18 protein-coding genes are annotated in these 19,255 nt (G+C 30.3%); all 18 read left to right on the top strand.

The genetic code is table 11. The features are described 5' to 3' along the window. Positions 1-11: 11 nt before the first annotated feature. The 18 genes from frr to rpsO all read left to right on the top strand — a co-directional run bounded on the left by frr (position 12) and on the right by rpsO (position 19,233). On the top strand, positions 12-569 hold the full coding sequence (frr, locus tag B3603_RS02320; protein WP_291560232.1) for a ribosome recycling factor: 558 nt from the start codon (positions 12-14) through the stop codon (positions 567-569). A 227-nt stretch (positions 570-796) separates the two neighbouring features. Continuing rightward, positions 797-1,555 carry an isoprenyl transferase gene (locus B3603_RS02315; protein ID WP_312576637.1) on the top strand — a complete coding sequence of 253 codons (759 nt, stop codon included), beginning with the start codon at positions 797-799 and terminating at the stop codon, positions 1,553-1,555. Between the two features lie 16 nt (positions 1,556-1,571). Next, positions 1,572-2,369 carry a phosphatidate cytidylyltransferase gene (locus B3603_RS02310; protein WP_291560228.1) on the top strand — a complete coding sequence of 266 codons (798 nt, stop codon included), beginning with the start codon at positions 1,572-1,574 and terminating at the stop codon, positions 2,367-2,369. A 2-nt stretch (positions 2,370-2,371) separates the two neighbouring features. Further along, positions 2,372-3,370, top strand: coding sequence for an AI-2E family transporter (locus B3603_RS02305; RefSeq protein ID WP_291560226.1), 999 nt, complete (start codon positions 2,372-2,374; stop codon positions 3,368-3,370). A 181-nt stretch (positions 3,371-3,551) separates the two neighbouring features. Further along, on the top strand, positions 3,552-4,709 hold the full coding sequence (locus B3603_RS02300; RefSeq protein WP_291560223.1) for a 1-deoxy-D-xylulose-5-phosphate reductoisomerase: 1,158 nt from the start codon (positions 3,552-3,554) through the stop codon (positions 4,707-4,709). A gap of 12 nt (positions 4,710-4,721) precedes the next feature. Next, on the top strand, positions 4,722-5,759 hold the full coding sequence (gene rseP, locus B3603_RS02295) for an RIP metalloprotease RseP (protein ID WP_291560221.1): 1,038 nt from the start codon (positions 4,722-4,724) through the stop codon (positions 5,757-5,759). Between the two features lie 11 nt (positions 5,760-5,770). After that, positions 5,771-6,820, top strand: a complete 1,050-nt coding sequence (gene ispG / locus B3603_RS02290; protein WP_291560218.1) for a flavodoxin-dependent (E)-4-hydroxy-3-methylbut-2-enyl-diphosphate synthase — start codon at positions 5,771-5,773, stop codon at positions 6,818-6,820. A gap of 19 nt (positions 6,821-6,839) precedes the next feature. After that, positions 6,840-11,168, top strand: coding sequence for a PolC-type DNA polymerase III (locus tag B3603_RS02285; protein ID WP_291560216.1), 4,329 nt, complete (start codon positions 6,840-6,842; stop codon positions 11,166-11,168). A gap of 194 nt (positions 11,169-11,362) precedes the next feature. Beyond that, complete coding sequence (rimP, locus tag B3603_RS02280) at positions 11,363-11,824, top strand: ribosome maturation factor RimP (protein WP_291560214.1); 462 nt, start codon at positions 11,363-11,365, stop codon at positions 11,822-11,824. A gap of 12 nt (positions 11,825-11,836) precedes the next feature. Further along, positions 11,837-12,940, top strand: a complete 1,104-nt coding sequence (gene nusA, locus B3603_RS02275) for a transcription termination factor NusA (protein WP_291560212.1) — start codon at positions 11,837-11,839, stop codon at positions 12,938-12,940. A gap of 9 nt (positions 12,941-12,949) precedes the next feature. Next, positions 12,950-13,219, top strand: coding sequence for an RNase P modulator RnpM (gene rnpM, locus B3603_RS02270; protein WP_291560209.1), 270 nt, complete (start codon positions 12,950-12,952; stop codon positions 13,217-13,219). Continuing rightward, on the top strand, positions 13,209-13,523 hold the full coding sequence (locus B3603_RS02265) for a ribosomal L7Ae/L30e/S12e/Gadd45 family protein (RefSeq protein ID WP_291560207.1): 315 nt from the start codon (positions 13,209-13,211) through the stop codon (positions 13,521-13,523). The genes rnpM and B3603_RS02265 overlap by 11 nt, the downstream gene beginning before the upstream one ends. A gap of 17 nt (positions 13,524-13,540) precedes the next feature. Beyond that, positions 13,541-15,604 (top strand): translation initiation factor IF-2, encoded by a 2,064-nt coding sequence (infB, locus tag B3603_RS02260; RefSeq protein WP_291560205.1) that lies wholly within the window; start codon positions 13,541-13,543, stop codon positions 15,602-15,604. 18 nt (positions 15,605-15,622) lie between these two features. Further along, positions 15,623-15,988 (top strand): 30S ribosome-binding factor RbfA, encoded by a 366-nt coding sequence (gene rbfA / locus B3603_RS02255; protein WP_291560203.1) that lies wholly within the window; start codon positions 15,623-15,625, stop codon positions 15,986-15,988. Next, complete coding sequence (locus B3603_RS02250; RefSeq protein WP_291560201.1) at positions 15,975-16,934, top strand: DHH family phosphoesterase; 960 nt, start codon at positions 15,975-15,977, stop codon at positions 16,932-16,934. The genes rbfA and B3603_RS02250 overlap by 14 nt, the downstream gene beginning before the upstream one ends. Positions 16,935-16,978: 44 nt before the next feature. Continuing rightward, on the top strand, positions 16,979-17,848 hold the full coding sequence (gene truB, locus B3603_RS02245) for a tRNA pseudouridine(55) synthase TruB (protein ID WP_291560265.1): 870 nt from the start codon (positions 16,979-16,981) through the stop codon (positions 17,846-17,848). A gap of 11 nt (positions 17,849-17,859) precedes the next feature. Continuing rightward, positions 17,860-18,819: a bifunctional riboflavin kinase/FAD synthetase gene (locus B3603_RS02240; RefSeq protein WP_291560199.1), complete on the top strand. Its 960-nt coding sequence runs from the start codon at positions 17,860-17,862 to the stop codon at positions 18,817-18,819. A 150-nt stretch (positions 18,820-18,969) separates the two neighbouring features. Further along, positions 18,970-19,233 (top strand): 30S ribosomal protein S15, encoded by a 264-nt coding sequence (rpsO, locus tag B3603_RS02235; protein WP_039631981.1) that lies wholly within the window; start codon positions 18,970-18,972, stop codon positions 19,231-19,233. The last annotated feature ends 22 nt before the right edge of the window (positions 19,234-19,255 follow it).

The raw sequence follows: 19,255 nt of genomic DNA, 5'->3' as shown, positions 1-19,255 counted from the left end.
GAGGGAATTCTATGGTAAAAGAAATTGTTAAGACTATTGACGAAAAAATGAACAAGACTATATCAGTATTAAAGAATGAATTAAGTTCAATGAAAGCTGGTAGAGCAAACCCTAAAATGCTTGATAGAATTGAAATTGAATGCTATGGTAGCATGATGCCATTAAATCAAGTTGCTGGTGTATCTGCTCCAGAACCAAGGGTTCTTTTAATTCAACCATGGGATAAAGGTTCAATAAAGGAAATCGAAAAGGCAATCTTAAAGTCAGACTTAGGGTTAAATCCTTCAAGTGATGGGTCTATTATAAGATTAATAATTCCAGAACTTACTGAAGAAACGAGAAAAAATCTTGTTAAATCTATTAAAAAAGTTGGAGAAGAAGCTAAAGTTGCTGTAAGAGCTATTAGAAGAGATGCAAATGATAAGATAAAGGCTCTTAAAAAGGACAATGAGATTAGCGAAGATGAAGCTAAGAAAGCAGAAGAAAATATACAAAAAGAAACTGATAAGTTTGTTAAAGAAATAGATAAAATTCTTGAAGCTAAAGAAAATGAAGTTATGTCAGTTTAATTATATTATTAATAAAACCTGCATTTTTGCAGGTTTTATTAATAATATTAAAAACTTTAAATATATAACTTATTTTATTGTAATACATATGATTTTTACTAATAATAGAATTAGGCATCTTCAAAAAAATAAGTTAGTGTATTAGCCTATTTTGCATAACTAACTGGCTAGTTTCATATTAGATGCCTTAATTAGCTAAAGCGAATGGAATGGAGAGAGAAGATTGNNTGCTAGGATTTTTTAAGAAGAAAAGAAGTGAAAAAGAAAAAGTTAAATTAGATTTAGAGAGAATGCCTGTACATATTGCAATTATAATGGATGGTAATGGAAGATGGGCGAAGCAAAAAGGGCTTCCGAGAGTTATGGGACATAGAGAAGGAATGAAAAGTATAAGAAGAATTGTAGATGAATGTGATAGTTTAGGAGTGAAATTTTTAACACTTTATGCTTTCTCTACGGAAAATTGGAAAAGACCTGAAGAAGAAGTATCTGCACTTATGAATTTAATTGTAGAATTTTTAAATAAAGAATTAGAGGATTTACTTAAAAACAATGTAATTTTTAGGACTATTGGAGATGTGACAAAGTTACCAAAAGTTTGTCAAGATACTATAGATAATGCAAAGAAAAAAACCAAAAATAATACTGGATTAACTTTGAACATAGCATTGAATTATGGTGGGCGTGATGAAATAATATTGGCGGTTAAAAACATCTGTAGTAAAGTAAAAAATGAAAAATTAAGTATTTCATCTATAGATGAAGAACTATTTTCAAACTATTTATATACAAAAGGTATGCCAGATCCTGATTTAATAATAAGGCCAAGTGGAGAGCAGAGGCTGAGTAATTATCTTTTATGGCAAAGTGCTTATGCAGAATTTTGGTATTCTGATATAAAATGGCCTGATTTTAAAGAAGAAGATTTACATAAGGCTATATGGGATTTCCAAAATAGAAATAGAAGATTTGGTGGGGTAAAGTAACAAAGGAGGATTTAAAATGGATAAGCGATATATTGGTGCTGCAATAATTGCACCCTCATTATTAATATTCTTTATTGGTGGTATTTACCTTAAATACTTTGTAATGCTTTTAGCCTTACTTGGATTATATGAATTTTATAAGGCATCAAAAAATTGTGGTATAAAACCAATAGCTATAGTAGGTTATGCCCTTTGTTTAGTGCATTTTATTACCTTAAAATCTACATTAGATTTAGAATTATTTTTTTATGTATTAATAATTGCAGTATTTTTACTGCTTTGTGTTCCTGTTATCAAAACGGATTATAATTTTATTGATGTAGCAGTGACTGTATTTGGATATTTATATGTAGCTGTATTCTTTAGTTTTATAGTATTAATTGAAAATAAAATACATGGAAGCTACTTAATATGGTTAATATTTATATCATCTTGGGGATGTGATACCTTAGCATATTATAGTGGTAAATATTTAGGGAAACATAAGCTAATTCCTAAAGTTAGTCCTAAAAAGACCATAGAGGGATCTATAGGTGGACTTTTAGGAAGCATAATAGGATGTACCTTATATGGTTATGTGATCAGCAAATATGGGGTTAATATTTCAATATATAATTATGTAATCATAGGAACATTAGGAGGTATATTTGGCCAATTTGGAGATTTAGTGGCATCTTCTATAAAAAGATATGCAAAAGTTAAAGATTATAGTAATCTTATTCCTGGACATGGAGGGATATTAGATAGATTTGATAGCATACTTTTCGTATCAGTTGTAATATACTATTATATAACAATTTTTATGGGGATTTAGGAGTGAAATATAAGGGAATAATTTATTCAGCTATATTACTTATAGTATTTATACTTTTAAGTATACTAATGACTAGTTATATTCAGCCTATAGTAGTAACGGTAGGGCTATTAATACTGTCCTTACCTATACACAAATTAATAACAAAAAATAATATATTTAATTCAAAAACTAGTGCAGTAATTAGCTTGATATTTGTCAATGGATTTTTATTTATAATCATATTGTTTATAGGAAATTTTTTATTTACTCATATAAGAGGTTTTATTAGAAATCAATATGAGGGATTTATCGTGGATTTTGTTAATATGTATAATAGAATTATACCATTTAATAAAATTGATACTTTTACCATAAAAGAGGGATTAAAGGGAGTCTTTCACAATGTATTTAATAGTGGATTTTTAACTAAAGGAGCAGTATATACTACCGAACAGATATTAACATACTTTATAGGTAATATTACTGCTTACTTTATTTTATCTGATACTGTTTCCATTTGTGATTTTATAAAAAAAATAATTACAGAAGAAAATTATTATATACTATCTGAGAAGAGTGTTGAAGTAAAAAAATTATTTAAGATATTATTTTTATCTGTAGGAGTAAATACAATTATAACTATAGCAGGATTCTCAGCATTGTCAGTAGAAAATTCTATAGTTCTTGGAATAGTATGTGGATTATTAGATATAATTCCTTATGTAGGGATATTTATAATTTTTATACCATTGTTTGTATATTATATAACGATAAAGCAATATATTATTGCATTTGGTATAATATTATTATATATTTTGCTTATGGTTAATACTCAAATGATACAAACTAAATTTATGAGTAATAAGCTTCAAATTCATCCTCTTCCTATGGTTCTAGCTCTTTACATAGGAATGAAAAATTTTGGAGTGGTAGGAATGATTATGGGACCATTATATGTTATAACAGTAAATGAATTTATATTAAGGCATCTTCAACAAAATAATAAACCAGTATGTTAGCCTATTTTCTATCATACTGCGTTGTCAGAACCTGACTATAGCCCAACTATGATCAGAACCTGACGCCTTGTCTGATATAAAATATGCTAACATCTTTGGGTTATTATTTTATATCAGATGCCTTGAACCTAAATTTGATAAAATTTATGGTGTTAAATAGATTTATGAAGGAGAGATTATTTTGAAGAACATAAGTATATTAGGGGTTACAGGTTCTATAGGAACACAAACCCTAGAAGTAATTAGAAACAGTAATAATGAGTTTAAAGTAGTAGGCATATCTGCTAATACCAGCTGTGATAAAGTAATAGATATAATTAAAGAATTTAATCCTAAATATGTTGCTATGATGGATCATGATAGCTATATAAAAATAAAAGATTATTGTAAAGAAAATAGCTTAAAAGTTGAAGTTTACGAGGGGTTAGAGGGATTAAATAAAATTTCTACTTTAGATGATGTGGAAATGGTAGTTACTTCTGTAGTAGGAATGATAGGTCTCATACCTACAATAAATGCTATAAGAGCTAAGAAGGATATTGCACTTGCTAATAAAGAAACTCTTGTAGTAGCTGGAGAGATTGTAATGAGAGAAGCAAGAGAGAACGGGGTAAAGATATTACCTGTAGATTCTGAACATTGTGCTGTATTTCAATGTATTCAAGGAAATGACCATAAATCATTAAATAAAGTGATATTAACTGGTTCTGGTGGACCTTTTAGAGGAAAAAAAAGAGAGGAACTTAACAACATAAGTCCAGAACAAGCACTAAAACATCCTAAATGGAATATGGGTAGAAAGATATCTATAGATTCTTCTACATTAGTTAATAAAGGATTAGAAGTAATAGAGGCACATTATCTATTTGATATGCCTTATAAAAATATAGAAGTAGTTATACATCCTGAGACCATAATTCATTCAATGGTAGAATATGTAGATGGTAGTGTTATAGCTCAATTAGGTAATACAGATATGAAATTACCTATACAATATACATTAAATTATCCTGAGAGAAAAACTTCCTTAACAGAAAAGCTAGACTTTTATACTTTAGGAACATTAACTTTTGAAGAACCTGATATGGATACTTTTGGATGCTTGAAACTGGCATATGAAGCAGGAGAAAAAAGTGGTAATATGCCTGCAATCATGAATGCTTCTAATGAAATAGCTGTAGAGCTATTTTTAAAAGGGGATATAGAGTATCTTCAAATAGAAAAAATTATAAGAGAATGTATGAAAACTTTTGAATACATAGAAAAGCCTACTTTGGAAGAAATAATAGACATAGATAGTAAAGTAAGGCATTATGTAATAGAAAAATATAAGTTATAAGGGGTGACTTTTATGGGAGCAATGCTTCAAAATATTTCTTATGTAGTTATGGGGCTTTTAGCCTTTGGACTACTTATAGTAGGCCATGAATTTGGTCATTTTATACTTGCAAAATTAAATGATGTTAGAGTTGATGAATTTTCTATTGGTATGGGACCAAAGCTTTTTGGAATAAAAGGAAAAGAAACTGAGTATATGATAAAAGCTCTTCCGATAGGTGGATATGTAAAAATGTATGGAGAAGATGATGATGTTACCACTTCAGATTCTAGAGCTTATGCAAATAAAAGTTCCTGGCAGAAGCTTTCAATAGTATCTGCAGGGCCAATAATGAATATTATTATTGCCATAATATTATTCTCTTTAGTAGGAAAAGTTCAAGGATTTCAAATTCCTACAGTAGATAGAATAGAACAAAATACTCCAGCATATACTGCCGGAATAAGGTCAGGAGATATTATCAAGGAAGTTAATGGTAATAAAATTGTCACATGGGATGATTTTGTAACTAATATTATTACAGGAAAAGGTGAAGAAGTAACTATAACCATTGAGAGAGATGGTATAGTTGAAAATTATCAGGTTAAGCCAGAGTTTAATAAAGAAAAAAATCAGTATTTGGTGGGTATTGGAGGAGCTTTTAAAAAGCCAACTTTTACTGAATCAGTAAAATATGGTGTGGATCAAACTTTAAGTATGGCAAAACAGACTTTTAAATTCTTTGGTCAACTATTTCAAGGGAAAATATCTAAAGATGATGTAGGTGGTCCTATAACCATAATAAAAGTTACAGGAAAGGTTGCAAAAGCAGGTTTAACTACATTAATGTTCTTTATTGCATATTTAAGTGTGCAATTGGCTATATTTAATATAATTCCTTTCCCGGCATTAGATGGTGGATGGATTATGTTATTATTACTTCAAATAATCACTCGAAAGGAATTTAATAAAGAAAAGGTTGCAACAATAAACTATTATGGTTTTATGATATTAATGGCCCTTATGGTGATAGTACTTATAAAAGATATAGTTAGCCCTGTACAGTTTTAGGAGTGAAAGTTATGGATAGAAAAGTTACAAGAAAGATAAAAATAGGAAATACCTATATTGGTGGAGATGCAAAAATATCTGTACAGTCTATGACTAATACAGACACTAGAGATGTTAATTCCACTGTAGAGCAAATTTTAAGATTAGAAAAGGCTGGTTGTGATATTGTTAGATGTGCAGTACCAGATATGGAGGCAGCAGAAGCTATAAAGGAAATAGTAAAGAAAATTAACATACCATTAGTGGCAGATATACATTTCGATTATAGATTAGCTTTAAAATCCATTGAAAATGGAGTTTCTAAGCTTAGAATTAATCCGGGCAACATTGGTAGTGAAGAAAGAGTTAGAGAAGTAGTAAAGGCTTCTAAGGAAAGAGGTATTCCTATAAGGATTGGAGTGAATTCTGGCTCCCTTGAGAAATCTTTGCTTCAAAAATACGGTAAACCATGTCCAGAAGCATTAGTAGAAAGTGCTTTAGGGCATGTAAGAATCCTTGAAGATATGGACTTTCATGATATAGTAATTTCAATTAAGTCTTCTGATGTATTACAAATGATTGAAAGCTACAAAATGATTTCAAGTAAAGTTAACTACCCTCTTCACTTAGGAGTAACAGAGTCAGGAACTCCTTGGAGAGGAACTATAAAATCTAGTGTAGGTATAGGATCATTATTAACTGAAGGAATTGGAGATACTATAAGAGTATCTATAACTGGAGATGTTGAGGAAGAGGTTAAAGTAGGGAGAGAAATTTTAAAATCTTTAGGTTATATAAATGAAGGTGTAAAATTTGTATCTTGTCCTACTTGTGGGAGAACTGAGATTGATTTAATAGGTATTGCAAATGAGGTAGAAAAAAGATTAGCAAATTTAAATAAAAATATTAAGGTAGCAGTAATGGGCTGTGTAGTAAATGGCCCAGGAGAAGCTAGAGAGGCTGATATAGGCATTGCAGGTGGAAAAGGTCAAGGCCTTATATTTAAAAAAGGTGAAGTTATAAAAAAAGTTAAAGAGAGTGAGTTAGTTGAAGAACTCATGAAGGAAATAGAAAAACTTTAAGACTAGGAGGCGAATGAATATGAATTTAAGCCTAGTTGATATTTTAAAAAATCATTTAGATGAAGATGAAGAGATATGCCAATATGATATTAAGGTACTGAGAGTTCAGTACCTTAAAAAAAGCGGAAAATTGAGAATACACATTAAAGGCAATAGCAGCGTAAAAGAAGAAAATAAACCAAGAGTAGAAAAGCTTCTAAAAAACATTTTACCGTCTTTTAATGACTTAGAATTTATATGGTATATAGATATAAAGTCTGCTAATCTTGAAGAGATTTGTTCTATGTATTGGACTGATGTTGTTGCTACTGTAACCTCAAAAAGCCCCGCTCTAAAAACAGTACTTTTGAATTGTAAAAAAACAGTGGAAAATGATACTTTAAATATATTCATTTCAAATAAATTTATTTGCGATTTACTATGTAATAAAAATATGGAACATAATCTTAGGACTACTCTTAAAGAAGTATACGGAATAAATGCTAGTATTAAAGTTCAATATGATACTGATAAAAAATTTGACTATTTTAAAGAAAAAGAAAAAGAAAATATTAACATAATTCAAGAAGTTATGAAAGACAAACCGATGACAGTATCTAAGGAAATTTCAAAGCCTAAACCCTCATCTAACTCAAATCAAGGAGGATACAAAAAAACTAAATTTGAGAGTAGTAAAACAGATATTAAAGATGAAAATGTCATTGTCGGTAGACATGTAAGTGGAGAGATAACTCCTATCGAAGAACTAGATCAAACTTCAGGATTTGTTTCTGTCTGTGGAGATGTATTTAAGGTAGAAATTATTGAAACCAAAACTGGAAGGATAATTCCTACTTTTTATGTAACAGATTATACAAGTTCTATAACTATAAAATGCTTTTTGAAGAATCAAGAACTTGAAAGATTACAGGAAAATTTAAAGGTAGGACTTTATTGTAAGGTCAGTGGTGAAGTTATATATGATACCTATGCTAGAGAGATAGTGATAATGGGTAAGCATATAGTTAAGATGCATAAAATTGAAAGGAATGACACTAGCGAAGAAAAAAGAATAGAATTGCATGCTCATACTACTATGAGTGCCATGGATGGAATAACTTCTGCTTCAAAATTAATCGAAACTGCAGCTAAATGGGGCCATAGTGCTATCGCTATAACAGATCATGGAGTAGCACAAGCTTTTCCAGAAGCTATGGATGCTGCAAAAAAGAATAATATAAAAGTTATATATGGAATGGAAGGCTATTTAGTAGATGATGGAGTTCCAATTGTTTTGAATGGAGAAGGGAAAACGCTAGATGATAGTTTTGTGGTATTCGATATAGAAACTACAGGATTTTCTAGTGAAAATGATAGTATTATAGAAATTGGGGCCGTAAAGATAGAAAATGGGAAAATTATAGATAGATTTAATGAATTTGTAAATCCTAATAGAGCTATCCCCTATGAAATAACAGAACTCACAGGTATTAATAATGACATGGTCAAAGATGCTGAGGATATAGCCTCTATACTTCCTAAGTTTATGAATTTTATAGGTAATAGTATAGTAGCTGCACATAATGCTTCTTTTGATACATCATTTATAATGAAAAATTGTAAAAGATTGGGATTAGAATTTAAAAATCCAATAATGGACACAATACCATTAGCAAAGTTTTTGTTTCCGGATCTGAAAAGATATAAGCTAAACGTGATATGTAAGCATATAGGTATATCTTTAGAAAATCATCACAGGGCAGTAGACGATGCTAAGGCAACTGCGGAGATAGTTTTACATTGCTTTAATATGCTTAGAGAAAGAAATATATTAGATATTAATTCTTTAAATAGCGAATTTTTAGGAAGTTTTAATATAAAAAAAGCAATGACATACCATATAATTATATTGGCTAAAACTCAAGAAGGGCTTAAAAACTTATATAAGCTTATATCCTATTCTAATTTAGAACATTTTTATAGAAGACCAAGGGTACCTAAAAGCCTTATTGAAAAATATAGAGAAGGGCTTATTATAGGTTCTGCCTGTGAAGCTGGTCAAATATATAGAGAAGTACTTCAAGGAAAATCTATAGAGGAAATGGAGAATATAGTAAAGCTTTATGATTATTTAGAAATACAACCCATAGACAATAATAGATTTTTAATACAAAATGGAAATGTTAAAAATGAAGAAGAACTTAGAAATATAAATAAGAAAATTTGTGATTTAGGAGAAAAATATAATAAACCTGTAGTAGCCACAGGAGATGTTCATTTTTTAAATCCTACAGATGAGGTATTTAGAAGAATATTAATGGCAGGTCAAGGATTTTCCGATGCGGATAATCAAGCTCCACTGTATTTAAAAACTACTAATGAGATGATTAAGGAATTTTCCTATTTAGGAGAAGAAAAAGCACGAGAGGTTGTAATAGTAAATCCTAATAAAATATCCGATGAAGTTCAAGCTGTAAAACCTATACCAGATGAAACCTATCCTCCTAAAATAGAAGGTGCGGAAGATGATATAAGAAATATGACTATGAAAAAGGTTCATTCTATATATGGAGAAAATTTACCAGAAGTTATTCAAAAAAGGTTAGATAAAGAACTTAACTCTATAATAAATAATGGGTATGCAGTGCTTTATTTAATTGCCCATAAACTTGTTGCTAAGTCTATAGCTGATGGATATTTGGTTGGTTCTAGAGGATCTGTTGGTTCTTCATTTGTTGCAACTATGACAGATATAACAGAAGTAAATGGTCTTCCACCACATTATGTGTGTCCTAATTGTAAACATAGTGAATTTTTTATGGATGGATCTGTAGCTTCAGGAGTAGACCTTCCAGATAAAAACTGTGAAAAGTGTGGTACTGTCTATAATAAAGATGGCCATGATATACCATTTGAGACCTTCTTAGGATTTGAAGGTGATAAAGAACCAGATATAGACCTTAACTTTTCAGGGGATAACCAAGGTGATATTCATAGATATACAGAAGTTCTTTTTGGTGAAGGATATACCTTTAAAGCAGGTACTATAGGTACTATTGCAGAAAAAACTGCCTATGGATTTGTTAAGAAGTATTTAGACTCAAAAGGAAAGTATGTAACATCGGCTGAAATTGAAAGGTTGACATTAGGATGTACAGGAGTTAAGAGAACTACAGGACAACATCCAGGTGGTATAATGGTTGTACCTAATGATAATGAAATATTTAATTTCTGTCCAATTCAACGTCCAGCAGATGATTCTACATCAGATATAATAACTACTCACTTTGATTATCATTCTATAAGTGGTAGATTATTAAAATTAGATATACTTGGTCACGACGATCCTACAGTGCTTAGAATGCTACAGGATATAACTGGACTTGATCCTAAGACGATACCACTTTCAGATCCTAAAGTTATAAGTATATTTACTTCTACAGAAGCTTTAGGGTTAACTAAAGAAGAACTAGGGTGTGAGGTAGGTAGCTATGGGATACCGGAATTTGGTACAAAATTTGTTAGACAAATGCTTATAGATACGCAGCCTAAGACATTTTCTGATCTAGTGAGAATTTCAGGACTTTCTCACGGCACAGATGTATGGCTTAATAATGCTCAATACTATATCAAAGAAGGATATACAACACTTAAAGATTGTATATCTACAAGAGATGATATTATGGTGTATCTAATATACAAAGGTCTTCCTCCTAAAACTGCATTTACTATAATGGAAAAGGTTAGAAAGGGTAAGGGTCTTTCAGAGGAAAATGAGCAAATAATGAGAGAACATGATGTACCAGATTGGTATATAGGATCTTGTAAAAAAATTAAGTATATGTTTCCTAAAGGCCATGCTGCTGCTTATGTTATGATGGCAGTTAGAATAGCTTATTATAAAGTTTATTATCCTAGAGCTTACTATGCAACTTATTTCACTGTAAGAGCAGATGACTTTGATGGAGATATAGTAATTAAAGGAGAAGAAGCTATAAAAGCTAAAATGGATGAGATAAACGCTTTAGGAAACAATGTAGGACCTAAGGAAAAAGGGCTACTTACTATATTAGAATTATCTTACGAAATGTATAAAAGAGGTATAAAATTCTTACCAGTGGATATATATAAATCTGATGCTACTAAATTTACTATAGAAGGAGAGTCAATTAGAATTCCTATTAGTGGACTTCAAGGTGCTGGGCAGAATGCAGCTAAGAGTATTATGGAAGCTAGAGTTGATGGAGAGTTTATCTCCAAAGAAGATTTACGAATTAGAAGTAAAGTTTCTAAAACGGTAATTGAAGCTTTAGATAATCATGGTGCTTTGGAAGGCTTACCAGAAACTAATCAATTATGCTTATTTTAAGATGGCAATTTACTTGAAATTAAGCTAGAACTGTGATATAATTTTGGTTAGTTTAGTGAGTTATGACAAATTTAGTTGGAGAGAGTAGGTTTTGCCTACTCTCTATTTATTAAAAACGCAACATCTATTCGTTGCGTTTTATTATATATTTTTAGATTTAAACTAAACAAAAATTAAATAAGGAGGTAGTAGTTATGCAAAATGACCCATTAGTTGAAAGACTTATAGCTCTTGCAAAGCCCATAGTAGAAAAGAATAATTGTGAGCTTTATTATTTAGAGTATATAAGAGAAGCAGGGGAATATATTTTTAGAGTTTATATAGATAACGAAAAAGGAATTTCTCTTTCTGATTGCGAAAAAGTAAGCAGAGAGATTAGTGACATATTAGATATTGAAGATCCAATCTCCGATGAATATAATTTAGAAGTTTCTTCTCCAGGAGTATTTAGAACATTATTTACAGAAGCTCATCTTAAGAAATATTTAAATCAAGATGTAAAAGTTATTTTGAACAGTTTATTAAATGGAAAGAAAAAATATGAAGGAATTTTAAAAGACTTTGATACTTTAAATTTAGTGATTGAAATTGATAATGCTCCAGTAACGATTCCAAGAGACAAAGTATCAGTAGTGAATTTAAATCCGACGTTATAGGAGGATAATGAGATGAATGAAGAATTTATAGACGCACTTAAAGAAATAGTAAGAGAAAAAGGAATAAGTGAAGATGTATTATTTAGCACAATTGAAGATGCATTAGTTGCTGCATATAAAAAAAATTATGCTAATTCTCCGAATAGCGGTCAAAATGTAAAGGTTACAATGAATAGAGAAACTGGTGAAATCCATGTTTACGCACAAAAGGAAGTTGTAGATGAGGTTTATGATGAAAGTTGTGAAATTTTACCAGAAGAGGCTAAAGAAATAAACCCAAGATATACTATAGGAGATATAGCAGAAATAGAAGTTACTCCAAGACAATTTGGTAGAGTGGCAGCACAATCTGCAAAGCAAGTTGTTATACAGAGAATCAAGGAAGCTGAAAGAAATATCATATACAATGAATTTATAGCAAAGGAATATGATATAATTACAGGAACAGTAATAAGAAAAGATAGAGGCAATGTGTTTATCAATTTAGGCAAAATAGAAGCAGTGCTTGGACCTAATGAACAAATGCATGGAGAAGAGTATGTTTTTAATGAAAAGCTTAGCCTATATATAGTTGAAGTTAGGAATACTACAAAGGGCGCTCAGGTAGTAGTTTCAAGAACTCATCCAGGCTTAGTTAAGAGATTATTTGAAAGAGAAGTGCCAGAGATATATAGTGGTATTGTGGAGATTAAAAGTATATCAAGAGAAGCGGGTTCAAGGACAAAGATAGCTGTACATTCAAAAGACGAAAATGTTGATGCAATGGGTGCTTGTGTTGGTCCTAAGGGAATAAGAGTACAAAGTATTGTAAACGAACTTAAAAATGAAAAAATTGATATTATAAAATACAGCAAGATTCCAGAAGAGTATATTGCTAATTCATTAAGCCCAGCTAAAATTTTAGAAGTTAAAGTAGATGAAGAAAATAAAAGCGCTAAAGTTGTAGTTGATGATAACCAGTTATCACTTGCTATAGGTAAAGAAGGTCAAAACGTAAGGTTAGCTGCAAGATTAACTGGATGGAAAATTGATATAAAAAGCAAATCTCAAGCTTACACAGCTTTAGATGTTACTGACGTTAATAAAGAAACTGAGATAAATGAAATTCTAGAGTAGGTGATATCTATGAAGGTGAAAAAAATACCACAAAGAATGTGCACTGGCTGTATGGAGATGAAGCCTAAAAAAGAGCTTATAAGAGTAGTTAGAAATAAAGAAGGAGAAGTCTTTATTGATACTACTGGGAAAAAGCCAGGACGAGGAGCATATATTTGTAAAAGTATAGAATGCTTAGAAAAGTCTATAAAAGCAAAAAGATTAGAGAGAAATCTTGAGGGTAAAATCAGTGATGATATATTTGAAAGATTAAAGGAAGAGATGAGATATGACCAATAAGTTTTATCAATTTTTAGGACTTACTAAAAAGTCAGGAAATTTGATAGAGGGATATAATAAGTGTGAAGAAATAATAAAGAAAGAAAAGGTTTATCTTGCAATATTATCACTGGAGTGTTCGGAAAATACTAAAGATAAATTTAAAAGATACTGTAGTGATAGAGAAATTCCTTTATTAGAGGATGTACCAAAATTTCAATTAGGTATTTCCTTAGGGCGAGAAGAAATAAATGTATTATGTGTAAAAGATAAAAATATGAGTGAAAAGCTCATTGATTTATGGCAAGAGCATAATAACATATAAATTCGGAGGTGAAAGCTTTGGCGAAAGTAAGAATATACGAATTAGCTAAAGAGTTAGAAGTTTTAAGTAAAGATTTAATCACAGTGCTTTTCGAAGAGTTTGGTATAGAAGCTAAAAATCATATGAGTATGATAGATGAGGAAGATGCTGAGCTTATTAAAGAATTATTTGCAGATCAAAAAGCAAATACAAATGAAACAATAGAGCATTATGAGAATGTTGAAAATGAGAATGTAAATAAGTTAAATAAGAAAAAAAATAGAAACAAGATAAGAAATAGGGATTCTGATGAAGAAGATTTAGAACTGACACAAGATGAAGTTATAGAGATGGAGAAAACTATAATTGTTAAAGATTTAGCAGAAAAGCTTAAAAAACCACCTGTAGAAGTTATTAAACAATTAATTTTCTTAGGCGTTATGGCTAATATGAATCAAGAAATAGATTTTAATATCGCTGAACAAGTTGTTGAAAAGTTCGGTTCAATGGCGGTATTAAAAGAAGAAGAAGCTGGAAAACTTGGTGAAGAAGAGGATATAGAAGACAACTTTGAAGAAGAAAACGATACTGAAAAAAGACCACCTGTAGTTACTGTTATGGGACACGTTGACCATGGTAAGACGTCACTATTAGATGCTATTAAGAAATCTAAAGTTACGGCTACAGAAGCAGGTGGAATTACACAACATATAGGAGCTTATACTGTTGATGTAAATGATGAAAAGATTACTTTTCTTGATACACCAGGACACGAAGCTTTTACTGCAATGAGAGCTAGAGGAGCTCAAATTACGGATGTTGTTATATTAGTTGTTGCAGCTGATGATGGAATAATGCCACAAACTGCTGAAGCTATTAACCACTGTAAAGCAGCTAATGTTCCAATGATAGTTGCTATAAATAAAATGGATAAACCATCAGCAAACCCAGATAAAGTTAAACAAGAGTTAACTGAACATGGATTAATTGTTGAAGATTGGGGTGGAGACACAATATGTGTTCCAGTATCAGCCCATACAAGAGAAGGTATTGATACATTACTAGAAATGGTAGTAATAACTTCAGAAATGTTAGAGCTAACTGCCAATAAAGAAAGAAGAGCTAAAGGAACGGTTATAGAAGCTAAACTTGATAAAGGTAGAGGACCAGTAGCTTCACTACTTGTTCAAAACGGAACATTAAATGTTGGAGATTCAATAATCGTAGGAACTACTTATGGAAGAATAAGAGCTATGATAGATGATAAAGGTAATAAAATAAAATCTGCTGGACCATCAATACCAGTAGAAGTTTTAGGATTATCTGAAGTTCCAGCAGCTGGAGATAGATTTAATGTTGTTAAAGATGAGAAAACAGCTAGAAACATGGCAGATAAGAGAAAAGAAAAAATAAGACAAGAAAACTTTACTGCATCTAATAAAGTTTCTATGGAAAACTTATATAGTCAAATTCAAGAAGGAAAAGTTAAAGAACTTAGTGTTATAGTAAAAGCAGACGTACAAGGTTCTGTGGAAGCTATAAGACAATCATTAGAAAAACTTTCAACAGATAATGTTAAAGTTAGAGTAATTCATGGTGGTGTTGGAGCTATAACTGAAACAGATGTTACGCTGGCATCAGCTTCCAATGCAATTATAATAGGATTTAATGTAAGACCAGATGGAAATGCTATAGCTGCTGGAGAAAAAGAAAGCGTTGAGATTAAAACTTATAGAATAATATATGACGCTATTGAGGATATTAAATCTGCAATGGTGGGAATGCTTGATCCAGAGTATAAAGAAGTTATACAAGGAAGAGTAGAAGTAAGAGCGGTTTATAAAATTTCCAATGTAGGTACAATTGCAGGATGTTATGTTCTAAATGGAAAGATTACTAGGCACTCAAGTGTAAGAATTTTAAGAGAAGGTATAGTTATATTTGAATCAACATTAGCATCATTAAAGAGATTTAAAGATGATGTTAAAGAGGCTGCAGCTGGTTTTGAATGTGGTTTAAGTATAGAGAAATTCAATGACATAAAAGAAGGAGATATCCTTGAAGCTTATACTATGGAGGAAATTAAACCTAAACAAATATAAACATAAGGAGTGAGTTACGTGACAAAGTATAGAAGCGGTAGAATTAACGAGGAAATAAAAAGAGACGTAAGTAACACAATACAAAATAAAATAAAAGACCCTAGATTAACTGCAATGATAAGCGTAACTGATGTAGATGTAAGCAAAGATTTAAGCTATGCAAAGATATATGTAAGTATTTTTGGTAGTGAAAAGGAAAAAGAAGATAGTTATTCAGCTCTTAAAAGTTCTGTAGGATTTATAAGAAAAGAAATAGCTAAAAATGTTAAAGTAAGACATATACCTGAAGTTATTATAGAGTTAGATAATACCCTTGATAGAGCACAACACCTAAATTCATTACTTAAACAAATAGAGGAGCAAAATAGTAATGGCAATAAATAATGTTATTGAGAAAATTAAAGAAAGTAAAAAAATTGCTATTACCTTTCACACTTCTCCAGATGGTGATTCTCTAGGAAGTAGTACAGCACTTACTTTAGCACTTAGGAGTATAGGAAAAGACTGTACTATTCTTTGTAAAGAGGCTATTCCTCAAACATTTACTTATTTACCTTGTTCAGAAGAGATAACTGGTGAAAATTATAATGTAGAACAAGATACAGAATTAGTCATTGTATTAGATTGTGGAGATTTTAAAAGAATTAATGCAGAAATTCTATTAAAAGATAGGGATTATACGTTAGTTAATGTGGATCATCATATGTCAAATGAATTATATGGAGATGTAAACTATGTAAATACCAATGCGGCAGCAGTAGGAGAAATTATATACCAAATATTAAAGCTACTAGATATAAGCCTAACTAAGGAAATAGGAGTAGCATTATATACTTCACTATTAACCGATACTGGCTCATTTAGACATTCTAATACTACTAGTGACACTCATAACATTGCAGGGGATATAATAAATACAGGCATTGATTTTAGTGAGATTCATAGAATTATTTTTGATAATAAAAGCTTTAATAAAGTTAAGCTTTATGGAAAAGTTATAGAAACTATGACTTTAGAATGTAATAAAAAAGTTGTATTTATGGAACTTACTAATAAAATATTAGAGGAACTGAATCTAGATGGCTCTGATACATCTGACTTAATAGCCTTTGGAAGTAAAGTTGAAAGTGCAGAAGTAACAGTGCTGATTAAGGAATCAGAAGATGGTGTTAAAGTTAGCTTACGTTCAAAAAATAAGGTTGATGTAAGAAAAGTTGCAGAGGGCTTTAATGGTGGTGGACATATTAGAGCAGCAGGTTTTGTGGCAGAAAGTAATATACAAACTATAAAAGATAAGTTAATAACTATATTAGAAAAAGAGTTGATATAATGAACTTAAATAGAGAAATTAAAGATATTTCTAATAAAAAAAATATTTTTGGTATATTAAATATTTATAAGCCAACAAAAATCACTTCTTTTGATGTAGTTAGAATTATAAGAAAGCTTACCAATGAAAAAAAAGTTGGTCATTGTGGAACTTTAGATCCTGAAGCTTGCGGGGTTTTACCTATTTGTATAGGTAAAGCCACTAAAGCTATTGATTACATTATGGAAAATAATAAGGTTTATGTTGCAGAGTTAAAGCTAGGAGAAGTAACAGATACTTATGATATTGAGGGAAAAGTAATAAGACAGTGTGATGTGAATGTTACAGCAGAAGAAGTAATGGAAGCTGTCTATTCTTTTAAAGGAAACATAAAACAGGTTCCACCAATGTATTCAGCACTTAAAGTAAATGGTAAAAAGCTTTATGAACTTGCAAGAGAAGGTATAGAAATTGAAAGAGAAGCTAGAAGTATAACTATACATGATATAAAAGTTTTAGAAATTAATCTTCCTTATGTAAAGATGGAAGTAAACTGCTCTAAAGGTACTTATATTAGGAGCCTATGCTATGACATAGGAGAGAAATTAGGCTGTGGTGCTATGATGAGCGCGTTAGAGCGAACAGCTACAGGCAAATTTACGAAAGAAAATAGTATAAGTATTGAGTCTTTAAATGAGGAAAATATATATGATTATATTATCCCTATAGAAAATGCTTTTTTAAACTATCCTAAGATAGTAGCTGATATTAAATTTAAAACCCTTCTTCTTAATGGAGTCATATTAAAGGATAAAAGCTTTACATCAAACATATTAAAAGATGAAATTTACAGAGTTTACGATGAAGAAAACAACTTAGTTGGAATAGGCAGAAAAAACGATGTAGGTTTTAAATTGATAAAGATTTTAATCTAGAGGATATAGATATGAAGATAATAAAGGATAATTTTAATGAGAAGTTAAATTTTCCTACCTTTATAGTTTTAGGTAGTTTTGATGGAATTCATCTTGGTCATAAGTCTCTTATAAAAAAATCAATAGAGATGGCCAAGAAGTATAATAAAAATAAAGAAGAAAATTTAAATTTTATTAATGCTAGAACTATGGTATGTACCTTTGAAAATCATCCTTTAACAGTTATAAATGAGGATGTTGCACCAAAACTTATAATGGATAATGCTCATAAAATCGAGATATTAGAAAAATTAGGAGTCGATGTAGTAAATTTTATTACCTTTGATGAAAATTTTATGAGAATAACTCCAGAAGATTTTATCAAAAATTTAGTAAATTCCTACAATGCGGTAGGTGTAATTGTAGGTTTTAACTATAGATTTGGATATAAGAATTTAGGGGACGTTGAACTTTTAAGGAAGTATAGTGAAATTTTAGGGTTTAAGCTTTATGTAGCTAAGCCTATTAAATTAAAAGATGAAATAATAAGCAGTTCTAAAATAAGAAACTACATACAAGAGGGAGAAATTGAAAAGGCAAATGTAATGCTAGGAAGACCTTTTATGTTAAGTGGGCAGATTATTAAGGGTAAGCAGATAGGACGAACTATAGGATTTCCCACTATAAACTTAGATTATGATAAAAAATTTGTACTTCCTCAAGGTGGAGTTTATTATAGTTTGGTAAAATATAAAGATAAGCTTTACAAAGCTATGACTAATGTAGGATATAATCCTACAGTAAAAGGAAAAAAACTTTGTGTTGAAACAAATATATTAGATTTTCATGAAGATATATATGGAGAATGTGTAGAAATATTCTTTTTACATAAAATTAGAGAAGAAAAAAGTTTTGATTCTCTAGAAGAATTAATAGCTCAACTGAATAAAGATAAAAAATTTGTTAAAAATCAAAATATGATAGATGTATAAGCTATTTCATTTCAAAAAAGAAAGTTATAATAAATAATTTACAAAAAGAAAATTATTTGCTATAATTGGTCTGAACCTTATGCTAAGTTTACTGAATTGCCAACGGTATACTTGGGACAAGGGGATATTACAATCGGAGGTGTTTTTAACATGGATAAGGCTAAAAAACAAGAAATAATGGTAAAATTCGCTAGAACTGAAGGAGATACAGGATCACCAGAGGTTCAAGTTGCTTTATTAACAGAAAGAATAAAAGAGTTAACTGAGCACTTAAAAGTTCACAAGAAAGATCACCATTCAAGAAGAGGTCTTTTAATGATGGTTGGACAAAGAAAAGGACTTTTAAATTACTTAAAGAAGCAAGATATCGAAAGATACCGTGCTTTAATAGCTGAGTTAGGAATAAGAAAATAGTTAGAGCGGCTAAGCCGCTCTA

It is taken from the genome of Clostridium sp. UBA2485, assembly GCF_002341865.1.
GTDB lineage: Bacteria > Bacillota > Clostridia > Clostridiales > Clostridiaceae > Clostridium_J.
This window is presented reverse-complemented; position numbering and strand designations above follow the sequence as displayed.